The organism is Pseudomonas sp. GM60, from assembly GCF_000282415.1.
Taxonomy (GTDB): domain Bacteria; phylum Pseudomonadota; class Gammaproteobacteria; order Pseudomonadales; family Pseudomonadaceae; genus Aquipseudomonas; species Aquipseudomonas migulae.
In genome coordinates, this window is the sequence record NZ_AKJI01000034.1 from 77,151 (window position 1) to 89,525 (window position 12,375).

Sequence of the window (12,375 nt, forward strand, 5' to 3'; positions counted from 1 at the left end):
CTTGAGGGTTGTGGTGCCTGTCGGATTGCCATCGCCGGCAAGCCGGCTCCTACAGTGTTTTTGTGGTGTCTGATGAGTTTGGGGCACCCCGGTCCTGTAGGAGCCGGCTTGCTGGCGATGGGCCGTGACTCGGTCCACGCGCTCATCATCCCCCCGCCTTATCGAGCACCATTCAGCCTACCCCGTGTTCATTGTGACCGGCAGCGCCTTGCCTGAGACTCGGACTTATTGTCCCTCGGCCTGCTGGAGTCCCCCCTAATGAATGAGCCTGTGCGCTTCGAAGATAAAGTCGTGATCATCACCGGAGCCGGTGGTGGCCTGGGCCGCGCTCATGCGCTGTTATTCGCGAAACAGGGCGCCAGGGTGCTGGTCAACGATCTCGGTGGCTCGGCGCAAGGTGAAGGTGCAAACGCTTCGGCAGCAGACCGCGTAGTCGCGGAAATTCGTGAGGCCGGCGGCACTGCCGAGGCCAACCATGACTCCGTCACCGACGGCGACAAAATCGTCCAGAACGCCCTCGACGTTTTCGGCCGGGTCGACGTAGTGGTCAACAACGCCGGGATCCTGCGGGACAAGACTTTCCACAAAATGGACGATGCCGATTGGGACCTGGTCTATCGCGTCCACGTCGAAGGCGCCTACAAAGTCACCCGCGCCGCCTGGCCGCACATGCGCGAGCAAAATTATGGTCGCGTCATCTTCACCGCATCGACTTCGGGGATTTACGGCAACTTCGGCCAGTCCAACTACGGCATGGCCAAGCTCGGCCTCTACGGCCTGACCCGCACCCTGGCCATCGAAGGCCGCAAAAACAACATTCTGGTCAACGCCATCGCCCCCACCGGCGGCACCCGCATGACCGAAGGCCTGATCCCGCCGCAAGTGTTCGAACAACTCAAGCCGGAACTGGTCAGCCCGCTGGTGGTGTACCTCGCCAGCGAAAACTGCCAGGAAACCTCGGGGCTGTTTGAGGTCGGTGGCGGCTGGATGGGCAAGGTGCGTTGGGAGCGCAGCCTCGGCGCCGGGTTCGATCCACGGGTCGGGTTTTCACCGGAAGATGTGGCGGCGCACTGGCAGCAGATCTGCGACTTCGAAGGCGCAGCGCATCCGAAGGACAACATCGAAGCACTGAAGGAAATGATGGGCAATTTGCAGAAGTATTCCCTCTGATTCCTTCGCCTCGCGCAGGGCTCGCCTGAGTCCTGCCTCCCCAAAACCATCGCCCATAAAAAAGGCCGCTGCAAACGCAGCGGCCAAAGTAAGACGTTGGATCAAGGAGCTACAAATCAACGTCAGTGAACACGGGGCGATGAGTCGAAACCTTCGACACATCTGAAATCTGTCGCCAACGGCACGGACTGATCGCACGCCATCGCTGTGTGCTGTCAGGCTGTTTGCCGTGAAAGCCCGACAAGAATAAGCACTTGAGTCCAAAGGAAAAATAGCGATTCCAGACATGCAGTATTGCAGCCTGGGCAACAGTCTCGCGCTCATGCATCCGGCTGATGAGCCTCTATCCACTTCATCCATACCTCGCGCAACTCCCCGCGCCGCAAGGCCATTCATCCTTTAGAGCGACACAACGAATACCTCCTTGGTGCGCTTATCGCTCCCGACCTGCGGCAGTAGGGTGTGGCCTTCTGTCACTCACCGGGGAAGACGCATGACAAAAACAACAATGCGCGCCATCTTCACACCGCAGGCGCTGGCCGCTGCGGTTGCCTTGGGTTGCTGTGCCCAGGCGCAGGCCGTTTCATTCAACATTGGCGAAATCGAGGGGACTTTCGACTCCTCGCTGTCCGTCGGCGCGAGTTGGGGCATGCGCGATGCCGATAAATCGCTGGTGGGCATCGTCAACGGCGGGACCGGCCAGGCGTCGACCGGTGACGACGGGCGTCTGAACTTCAAGAAGGGCGAAACCTACTCCAAGATCTTCAAAGGTATTCACGACCTCGAACTGAAGTACGGCGACACCGGCATGTTCGTCCGTGGCAAGTATTGGTACGACTTCGAACTGAAGGACGAAGACCGCGAGTTCAAGCCGATCAGCGATCACAATCGCAAAGAAGGTTCCAAGTCTGCCGGCGCGCAGATCCTCGATGCGTTCGTCTATCACAACTACTCCATCGCCGATCTGCCGGGCACCTTGCGCGCGGGTAAACAGGTGGTCAGTTGGGGCGAAAGTACCTTCATCGGCAACTCGATCAACAGCATCAACCCGGTCGACGTTTCAGCGTTCCGTCGTCCTGGCGCGGAGATCAAGGAAGGCCTGATTCCGGTGAACATGCTGTTCGCCTCTCAGGGCCTGACCGACAAACTTACCGTGGAAGGTTTCTATCAACTGGAGTGGGACCAGACCGTTCTCGACAACTGCGGCACCTTCTTCGGAGGGGACGTGGCGGCAGATGGCTGCACCACGGGATACACGGTCGCCAGCCCGGCGATTGCACCGTTGCAACCGATCGCTGCCGCTTTTGGCCAAGGCTTCCAGGTCGGCAAGGAAGGGGTGATCGTGCCCCGTGGCGGCGACCGCGACGCCCGCGACTCCGGGCAATGGGGCACGGCGTTGCGTTGGCTGGGTGATGACACCGAGTACGGCCTGTACTTCATGAACTACCACAGCCGCACGCCGAATGTCGGCACCACCACTGCCGGCGCGGGGACGCTGGCACGGATTCCGGCCATCGTCGGTACCGCCAATGCCGTTGCACCCGGCACCGGTTCGGCACTGGCCCAGAGCGTGATGCTCGGTCGCGGTCAGTACTACCTCGAATACCCGGAAGACATCCGCCTCTACGGAGCGAGTTTCTCCACCACCTTGCCGACCGGCACCGCATGGACCGGCGAGATCAGCTACCGCCCCAACGCACCGGTACAGGTCAACAGCACCGACCTGACACTGGCCTTGCTCAACCCGATTGCCGGCGGCGCGGCCTCGCCAATCGCCACGACCCCCGGGGCGGATAACAAAGGCTATCGCCGCAAGGAAGTGACGCAAATCCAGAGCACCCTGACGCACTTCATCGATCAGATCGCCGGCGCGGACCGTTTGACCCTGGTGGGTGAGGCGGCCGTTGTTCACGTCGGCGGGCTGGAAGACAAAAGCAAGCTGCGTTACGGCCGCGACTCGGTCTACGGACAGTACGGTTTCCGCGGTGATACCGACGGTTTCGTCACATCGACGTCCTGGGGCTACCGCGCCCGCGCGATCCTTGATTACAACAACGTCATCGCCGGGATCAATTTCAAACCCAACCTGTCGTGGTCCCATGACGTCGCCGGTTACGGCCCCAACGGGCTGTTCAACGAAGGCGCCAAGGCCATCAGCGTCGGCGTCGATGCGGACTATCGCAACACCTACACCGCGAGCTTGAGTTACACCGATTTCTTCGGCGGTGACTACAACACCCTGGAAGATCGCGACTTCCTGGCGCTGAGCTTTGGCGTGAACTTCTGATCTGGCTGAGAAGGATGATTTCAATGCGCAAAATGATTCTGCAATGCAGCGTTCTGGCCTTGAGCCTGTTGGCCGTTGATGTAATGGCCGCGGTGTCGCCGGAAGAAGCCAACAAACTCGGTACCAGCCTGACGCCGTTGGGCGCCGAGAAGGCGGGTAATGCCGATGGCTCGATTCCGGCATGGACCGGCGGCATCCCGAAAAACGCCGGTGCGGTGGACAGTAAAGGGTTCCTTGCCGACCCGTTCGCCAATGAAAAACCGCTGTTTACCATCACGGCGGCAACCGTCGACAAATACAAGGACAAGCTCTCCGACGGCCAGATCGCGATGTTCAAACGCTACCCGGAGACCTACAAGATCCCGGTCTATCCGACCCACCGTACAGTGGCCGTGCCACCGGACATCTACGAGTCGGCCAAGCGTAGCGCGCTGAATGTAACGCCGATCAACGACGGCAATGGCCTGGCCAATTTCACCGGCAATCGCTACTACGCGTTTCCGATTCCGAAGAACGGCGTCGAAGTGATCTGGAACCACGTCACCCGTTATCACGGCGGCAATTTGCGTCGCACCATCACCCAGGCCACGCCGCAGTCCAATGGCGACTTCACGGTGATCCGCTTCAAGGACGAAGTCGCCGTGCCTTCGCTGCTGGGGGACTTGAAACCCGGCAGCGACGACAACGTGCTCAGCTACTTCAAGCAGGAAGTCACGGCGCCGGCGCGGTTGGCGGGCAACGTGTTGCTGGTTCACGAGACCCTCGACCAGGTCAAGGAACCGCGCAAGGCCTGGATCTACAACGCCGGCCAGCGTCGCGTGCGGCGTGCGCCGCAGGTGGCCTATGACGGCGTCGGCACCTCGTCCGACGGGTTGCGCACCACCGACAACTTCGACATGTTTTCCGGCGCACCGGATCGCTACGACTGGAAGCTGATCGGCAAGAAGGAAATGTACATCCCTTACAACAGCTACAAGCTCGACTCGCCCAACCTCAAGTACACCGATGTGATCAAGGCCGGGCATATCAATCAGGATCTCACACGCTACGAGTTGCACCGGGTCTGGGAGATTGTCGCCACGGTCAAGCCCAACGAACGGCACGTGTACGCCAAGCGTCACATGTACATCGACGAAGACAGCTGGCAGGTGGCACTGGCCGATCACTATGACGGTCGCGGTCAGCTGTGGCGTGTGGCCGAAGGTCATGCCCAGTTCTACTACGATCACCAGGTTCCGGCCTACACCGTTGAAGCGCTGTACGACTTGATCGCCGGTCGCTACATCGCACTGGGGATGAAGAACGAGGAGAAGCGCAGCTTCGAATTCGGTATCGATGCCAAAGCAGGTGACTACACGCCAGCAGCGCTGCGGAGTACAGGGGTGAGGTAATCATTCCTACAGGCTCTACAGAAAAAGGTGACTTCGCGGTCACCTTTTTTATAGGTGTCGATAAGTGTGTTGAATACTTCTTCAACAAGCCGTGTAGAGAGGGCTAGGGTGGCGCCACAATTATAAAAAGGCGCACCACTATGACCGCCATGACCCCGTGTCTGGACCGTCCTGGACTTCTGCCCCGTTTGTCGTCCCACCACCAGTCTCGCGAGCGGCTGATCGAGCCGTTACTGGCCTCGACCGCACGCGTGAAATTGCTCTGTGCGCCGGCTGGCAGTGGCAAGAGTGCGCTGCTGATCGAATGCCTGTTGCAGGCACCGGAGCAGTGCCGGGTCTGTTGGTTGCCGTTGGCGGGGGAGCCGATGGAGGCTGCCGATTTTCGGCAGCGGCTGGCCCACGCGTTGGGATTGGCCGCGGCGGACGAATCCGCATTGCTGTCATCGCTGGCTCAATGGCAGACGCCGACCTGGCTGTGCCTCGATGACTATTGCCGCACGCCCAACCCGGAGCTGGACCTGCTGCTCGACCGGTTGCTGGCCATCAGCAGCCCGATGATTACCTGGTGGCTCAGTGGTCGCCGCCGCCCGCAATGCAATTGGCCACGCTTGTTGCTCGCCGATGAGCTGTACGACTGCGAGCGCGCCACGCTGGCCTTCACTCAAACGGAAATTGCCCGACTGCTGCATCACCTGGAGCCGGAGCAGGCAGCGAAACGTGCCGGCAGGATCATCGAACTCAGCGGTGGCTGGTGCGCGGGTGTGCGGATAGCGCTGCTGCAAAAATGCGACTGGTCGCGCAACGAGTCGCTGCACGGTCGGCCGGACACCCTGCACGATTACCTCGAACACGAATTGTTCGGCATGCTGACCCCGGAGCTCGCAGAAGCCTGGCGGGTGCTGGCCCATTTGCAGCGATTCAATGCGCGGTTGTGCGACCACCTGTTCGGTGCAGGCGAGGGCGCCCAATGCCTGAGCACGTTGCAGGCGTTGGGCTGCTTCATCGAGCCCTGGCAGGACTCGACCGACTGGCTGCAGATTTTCACCCCCCTCACGCAATTGATGCGCGAAGAGCAATGGCCGGCAGGGCGCTCCTGGCATCGCCGCGCTTGTCAGTGGTTCGCCGCCGAACTGGACTGGAAAGCCGCGTTTGAACAAGCCTTGCTGGCCGAAGAGTTCGAGGTCGCGGTCAGCCTGTTGCAGCATTTCAGTTTCGAGCACCTGTTCGAAGAGCAGACCGTGGTGCTGTTGTTGCGTCTGCATGAGCACAAAGGCGACGAGCTGATGCTTGGCTCGCCGCAACTGGTGGGGCTGATCACCGCGGCGTTGCTGTTTGCCGGGCGGTTCGAGCAGGCGGGTGAGTGCATTGGGCATTTGTCACGTTTCGCCCCTCAGCCGTCGGCGTTGCATCAACGGCAGCTGATGGCGCGTTGGCAGGCGATGCAGGGTTGGCTCCTGCATTTGCAGGGGCGCATGGAGCCTTCGCGCGCGCATTTGCTTGAGGCACTCGACGAACTCGACCCCTCGCTCTGGACGGCTCGGCTGATGTGCCTGTCAGCGCTGACCCAGCAAGCCTTGCTCAGGGGCGAGCTCGACGTGGCGCAGGCGACCAACCGTGAGGCGTTGTGCCTGGCGCGTGCGCAAGGTTCGCTGGTGTTCGAGGGGCTGCTGGAACTCGATCATGCGCAATTGCTCGAGCAGCGTGGAGCATCCGGTCGGGCTGAAACCCTGCTGGCCAACATGCATGGCTTGCTCGTCCAGCAGCAACCGCTGGCCCAACCGCTGCTGGGAAGGATTGCCTTGCAGCGCGGACGTTTGAGCCTGTGTCAGGGACGAGAGACGCAGGCGGCCGCGTACTTCGAGAACGGCCTGCAAATCTGCCTGCGCAGCCAGGACAAACGCGTGCTGTACGGTTTCCTCGGCCTCGCGCAATTGGCCGCCAATCGCCAGGACTACGCCCAGGCTTTTGTCCTGCTGCGTGACGCCGAACGATTGATGCAACAGCGGCGGATACCAGACACGGTCTACCGCAGTGTTCTGCTGCAATACAGCTGCCATTTCTGGCTACAGCAGGGCCGTCCGGATTTGGCCCATGAAGCCCTGACCCGGGTGCTGCGCCACTATCACGGCGTCCATGCTCGTCAGGCGCCGCCGGCGACGCTGGAGCTGATTCCCGGCCTTGAATACCTGCTGGTGCTGACCGAAGTGTATCGAGGGCAGGCGCCAAACCCTCTGGTGCAGCTCGAGGCTCAGTTGCACTGGGCGCGCCAACGGGGAATGGCGGGGCTGCAAGCGCAATTGCACCTGGCGCTAGCAGAAGTGGCCTGGCTGACGGGCGACATGCCTGCCGCTCGCGAGGCGATGCAGGAAGGTTTGGCACTGGTCGAGCGCTGCAATCTTCAACAGGCCCTGCGCGATCTGCAATTGCGCCAGCCACGCTTGCCGGAGGCGATCGGGCGTACCGAGTCGGGTAACCCTGCTGAACCGTTGGCTTCGGTCCAGAACCGCTTGAGTCAGCGTGAAATAGAAGTGCTTGAGTTAGTCGCCCTGGGTAACTCCAATCAACAGATAGCTGATCAGTTGTTCATATCGTTACATACAGTTAAAACCCACGCGCGGCGGATCAATGGGAAGTTGGGTGTAGAACGAAGGACTCAGGCTGTGGCCAAAGCCAAAGTTCTGGGGATTGTTATTTGAAGTGTTCGGTATGTTTACGTCTGCATACAAGTTGCGGGGTGTACTAAGTTAATTGAGTTGTTTATAAAGTGGGCGTCGGCCCGTCAATCAGTGTTTGTATTTTTTGAATGTGTTTTGGCCGACTTCCATTATTAGTAAGGATGCTATTTGTGAGTAATAAGTTGCTGGAAGAAGTAAGTAAGAAGCTGGCTGAGGTGTTCGGTCATATGGGGTATTCCATCAGCGTCGATGAGACCTACCTGAATTCGGTAGTGGTCAACGACGAGGGCAAACAGGTAGTTGATTACTCCGAGAGTTTGAGCTGGGCTGTCATGGAAAAAGTGCAGGCGGATGAGTTGCCTGCTTTCAATACTGTTTACGCAGGCATCTTTTCCGAACGGTGGACTTTTGATAAAGCTGATCGAGTTGTCGGTTTGGACATCATCGATCTTAATAATGCAGGTCGTGTTGTGGTCGAGTCCTACCGAAGCAAGTAATCACGGCAGTAGGCTGACAACTTAGTTAGCCAGTGAAAGCGGATGGCTCATACCCCATTCGCCAACTCACGGCCCGCGTCGCCGCCAGCAATCGCTGCGCCGCCGGGCCGTTTTCGTCGGCGTGAAACAGTGACGCCGGGCCAACGATGGTCATGACGGCCACCACATTTCCCACCGCGTTGAACACTGGGGCCGACAACGCATCGACGCCGGGCATCAACAAACCATGCACATGGTGCAGGCCGCGCTCGCGGATCTGTTCACACAAGGTCACATAAGCCTGATCGTCCGCCAACGTATGGGAATTGCTTGCCAGCACTTCCTGCTCGCGCAAATCCACCGTTTCACGCTTGGGCAGATAAGCGCCAAACACCAATCCCGTGGATGAACTGAGCAACGGCAACACAGAGCCCAATTGCGTCACCACGGTCACCGCGCGCACCGCCGGTTCGATATGCACCACGGTTGCGCCCTGATTGCCCCACACCGCCAAAAAACACGTTTCATTCAATTCATCGCGCAGTTCGGCCAGGGGCAGGGCGGCGACTTTCAGCACGTCCATACTGTTAAGTGCGGCCAACCCCACGCGCAGCGCTTCGCGGCCCAGACCGTAGTGGTTGGTGGCGGTGTTCTGTTCGGCAAAACCGCTGGCGATCAACGCCTGTAGATAGCGGTGAACCTTGCTTGCCGGCATCTGCACATGCTCGGCCAGGCGCGACAGTGAAGTCGATGGCGACAACTCGGCCAGTGCCTTGAGGATGTCGGTGCCGACCTCGGCCGAGCGGACTTTCTGTTTGTCGTTGTTGCGCGGCGTTTCCATGGAGGCAGTCTGATCCCGGGACGAATGGGCGTCTTTATAGCTTGACGGTCAATACCAATCAAATTACGTTATGCGTAATTGAATTACGATAAAAATAACCCAGGCGTGCCGAGACCTCTGCAACAGAGCGACAGGCCATTGCCTACTCCCTGTTCAGGAGGCTCCATGAACCTCGATTCAACGGCGCCCGCGCTGGCTTATCAGTCCGGTTTCGGCAATGAGTTCAGCAGTGAAGCGTTGCCCGGCGCACTGCCCGTCGGCCAGAACTCCCCGCAAAAAGCCCCATACGGCCTCTACACTGAGCTGTTCTCCGGCACCGCGTTCACCATGGTTCGCGCCGAAGCGCGGCGGACCTGGATGTACCGCATTCAGCCGTCGGCCAATCACCCGGCGTTCGTCAAACTGGATCGGCAACTGGCCGGCGGACCGTTGGGTGAAGTGACCCCCAATCGCTTGCGCTGGAACCCGTTGGACATCCCGACCGAGCCCACCGATTTCATTGACGGGCTGGTGAGCATGGTTGCCAATTCGGCGGCGGAAAAACCGGCCGGAATCAGCATTTACCATTACCGTGCCAACCGCTCCATGGAGCGCGTGTTCTTCAACGCGGATGGCGAACTGCTGCTGGTGCCGGAACTGGGCCGCCTGCGCATTGCCACCGAACTGGGCGTGCTGGAACTCGAACCGCTGGAAATTGCCGTGCTGCCGCGCGGTCTGAAATTTCGCGTCGAACTGCTCGACCCGCAGGCGCGTGGCTACATTGCGGAAAACCACGGCGCGCCATTGCGCCTGCCGGACCTCGGACCGATTGGCAGCAACGGTCTGGCCAATCCACGGGACTTCCTGACCCCGGTCGCTCATTACGAAAATCTCAAGCAGCCGACCACCCTGGTGCAGAAATTCCTCGGCCAGTTGTGGGGTTGCGAGCTTGATCATTCGCCGCTGAACGTGGTCGCCTGGCACGGTAATAACGTGCCGTACAAATATGACCTGCGCCGTTTCAACACCATTGGTACGGTCAGCTTCGATCATCCGGATCCTTCGATTTTCACCGTCCTGACTTCGCCGACCAGCGTCCATGGCCTGGCCAATCTCGACTTCGTGATCTTCCCGCCACGCTGGATGGTCGCCGAAAAAACCTTCCGTCCACCGTGGTTCCACCGCAACCTGATGAACGAATTCATGGGCCTGATCAAGGGCGAGTACGACGCCAAGGCCGAAGGCTTCGTGCCCGGCGGTGCGTCGCTGCACAGTTGCATGAGCGCCCACGGCCCGGACGGCGAAACCTGCACCAAGGCAATCAACGCAGAACTCGCACCAGCGAAAATCGACAACACCATGGCCTTCATGTTCGAGACCAGTCAGGTGCTGCGCCCGAGTCGCTTCGCCCTCGACTGCCCACAACTGCAACCCCATTACGATGCCTGCTGGGCCACGCTGCCCGCTACTTTCGACCCGACCCGGAGATAACCCATGACTCAGACTTCCATCACTCGTAGCTGGGTTGCCTCCGCCAACGGCCATGTCGACTTCCCGCTGCAAAACCTGCCGCTGGGCGTGTTCAGCGTGAAGGGTTCTGCGCCGCGCAGTGGCGTGGCGATTGGCGAACACATCTTTGATCTGCAAGCGGCACTCGACGCCGGCCTGTTCGACGGTGCTGCAAAAGCGGCGGTCGAAGCCACCCGTGGCGGTCAGCTCAATGCGTTTTTCGAACTCGGCCGCGAGGCTCGTGTTGCCCTGCGTGAGCGCTTGATCGAACTGTTCAAGGAAGGCAGCACCCTGCACGGCAAGATCGAAGCCCAAGGTGCAAAACTGCTGCCGCTGGCGGCGAACTGCGAGATGCACCTGCCGGCGAAAATCAACGATTACACCGACTTCTACGTCGGCATCGAGCACGCGCAAAACGTCGGCAAACTGTTCCGTCCCGACAACCCGCTGCTGCCGAACTACAAGTACGTTCCGATCGGTTACCACGGCCGCGCATCGACCATTCGCCCGTCCGGCACCGACGTTCGCCGTCCGAAAGGCCAGACCCTGCCGGCCGGTCAGACCGAACCGACCTTCGGCCCGTGTGCACGGCTGGACTACGAACTGGAACTGGGCATCTGGATCGGCCAGGGCAACGACATGGGCGACTCGATTGCCATCGGCGACGCCGCCGATCACATCGCCGGTTTCTGCCTGCTAAACGACTGGTCGGCGCGGGATATCCAGGCGTGGGAATACCAGCCTCTGGGGCCGTTCCTGTCGAAGAGTTTCATTACCAGCATCTCGCCATGGGTGGTGACGGCCGAAGCGCTGGAGCCGTTCCGTCGTGCGCAACCGGCGCGTCCGGAAGGCGATCCGCAGCCGCTGCCTTACCTGTTCGACAAACGTGACCAGGCCGCGGGTGCCTTCGACATCGAACTGGAAGTGCTGCTGCTGACCGAAGGCATGCGCGAGCAGAACCTGCCGGCCCATCGACTGACCCTGAGCAACACCCGACACATGTACTGGACCGTGGCGCAAATGGTCGCGCACCACAGCGTCAACGGCTGCCAGTTGCAGGCCGGCGATCTGTTTGGTTCGGGCACTTTGTCAGGGCCGGAAAACGGTCAGTTCGGCAGCCTGCTGGAAATCACCGAGGGCGGTAAAAAGCCGATCGAACTGGCTTCCGGCGAAGTGCGTAAATTCCTTGAGGACGGCGACGAAATCATCCTGCGCGCCCGTTGCAGCCGCGACGGTTTTGCCTCCATCGGTTTCGGCGAATGCCGCGGCAAAGTGCTGCCGGCGCGTTAAGAGGAACGGGTCATGGAACTCTATACCTACTACCGTTCGACCTCGTCTTACCGGGTGCGTATCGCCTTGGCGTTGAAGGGCCTGGATTACCGGGCGCTGCCGATCAACCTGATCGCGCCGCCGGGCGGTGAGCATCGCCAGCCACCGTACCTGGCGATCAATCCGCAAGGCCGGGTGCCGGCCTTGCGCACCGACGAAGGCGAGTTGCTGATCCAGTCTCCGGCGATCATCGAGTACCTGGAGGAACGTTATCCACAGGTGCCGCTGCTGTCCAAAGACCTCGCCGCTCGCGCGCATGAGCGCGGTGTGGCGGCGGTGATTGGCTGCGACGTGCATCCGCTGCACAACGTCAGCGTGCTCAACAGGCTGCGGCAGTTGGGCCACGATGAAGCGCAGGTGGTCGAGTGGATCGGGCACTGGATCAGCCAAGGGCTGGCGACGGTGGAACAGTTGATTGGTGATGAAGGTTATTGCTTCGGCGTTGAACCGGGGCTGGCGGATGTGTACCTGATTCCGCAGCTGTACGCGGCTGAACGTTTCAACATTTCGCTGGAGGCATACCCACGGATTCGTCGAGTGGCGACGCTGGCCGCGACGCATCCAGCGTTCATGAAAGCGCACCCGGCCAATCAGCCAGACACTCCTTGAAAACATCACACCGCCCCCTGTAGGAGCAAGCTTGCTCGCGATGAACGATAACGCGGTGTTCCTGATGGACCGCGGCGTATCAATCGCCAGCAAGCCGGCTCCTACAGGT

At 60.3% G+C, this 12,375-nt stretch carries 9 protein-coding genes; 8 read left to right on the top strand and 1 reads right to left on the bottom strand.

Annotation, left to right across the window (positions count from 1 at the left end):
• Positions 1–258: 258 nt before the first annotated feature.
• From PMI32_RS20565 to PMI32_RS20545, 5 genes are all read left to right on the top strand, one after another.
• Positions 259–1,170, top strand: a complete 912-nt coding sequence (locus PMI32_RS20565; protein WP_008026988.1) for an SDR family oxidoreductase — start codon at positions 259–261, stop codon at positions 1,168–1,170.
• Between the two features lie 493 nt (positions 1,171–1,663).
• On the top strand, positions 1,664–3,457 hold the full coding sequence (locus PMI32_RS20560) for a DUF1302 domain-containing protein (RefSeq protein WP_008026990.1): 1,794 nt from the start codon (positions 1,664–1,666) through the stop codon (positions 3,455–3,457).
• Positions 3,458–3,480: 23 nt separating this feature from the next.
• Positions 3,481–4,848 (top strand): DUF1329 domain-containing protein, encoded by a 1,368-nt coding sequence (locus PMI32_RS20555; protein WP_008026993.1) that lies wholly within the window; start codon positions 3,481–3,483, stop codon positions 4,846–4,848.
• A 140-nt stretch (positions 4,849–4,988) separates the two neighbouring features.
• Positions 4,989–7,544 (top strand): LuxR C-terminal-related transcriptional regulator, encoded by a 2,556-nt coding sequence (locus PMI32_RS20550; protein WP_008026994.1) that lies wholly within the window; start codon positions 4,989–4,991, stop codon positions 7,542–7,544.
• A 140-nt stretch (positions 7,545–7,684) separates the two neighbouring features.
• Positions 7,685–8,020 carry a hypothetical protein gene (locus PMI32_RS20545; RefSeq protein WP_032828655.1) on the top strand — a complete coding sequence of 112 codons (336 nt, stop codon included), beginning with the start codon at positions 7,685–7,687 and terminating at the stop codon, positions 8,018–8,020.
• 25 nt (positions 8,021–8,045) lie between these two features.
• On the opposite strand, the gene PMI32_RS20540 is transcribed toward PMI32_RS20545, so the two are convergent.
• Positions 8,046–8,840: an IclR family transcriptional regulator gene (locus PMI32_RS20540; protein WP_008026998.1), complete on the bottom strand. Its 795-nt coding sequence runs from the start codon at positions 8,838–8,840 to the stop codon at positions 8,046–8,048.
• A 165-nt stretch (positions 8,841–9,005) separates the two neighbouring features.
• Here PMI32_RS20540 and hmgA point away from each other — a divergent pair, with 165 nt between their 5' ends.
• The 3 genes from hmgA to maiA are packed head-to-tail and all read left to right on the top strand — an operon-like array spanning position 9,006 to position 12,266.
• Positions 9,006–10,310, top strand: a complete 1,305-nt coding sequence (gene hmgA, locus PMI32_RS20535; RefSeq protein ID WP_008026999.1) for a homogentisate 1,2-dioxygenase — start codon at positions 9,006–9,008, stop codon at positions 10,308–10,310.
• Positions 10,311–10,313: 3 nt separating this feature from the next.
• Positions 10,314–11,618 (top strand): fumarylacetoacetase, encoded by a 1,305-nt coding sequence (gene fahA, locus PMI32_RS20530; RefSeq protein WP_008027000.1) that lies wholly within the window; start codon positions 10,314–10,316, stop codon positions 11,616–11,618.
• A gap of 12 nt (positions 11,619–11,630) precedes the next feature.
• Positions 11,631–12,266 (top strand): maleylacetoacetate isomerase, encoded by a 636-nt coding sequence (maiA, locus tag PMI32_RS20525; protein WP_008027001.1) that lies wholly within the window; start codon positions 11,631–11,633, stop codon positions 12,264–12,266.
• Positions 12,267–12,375 lie beyond the last annotated feature (109 nt).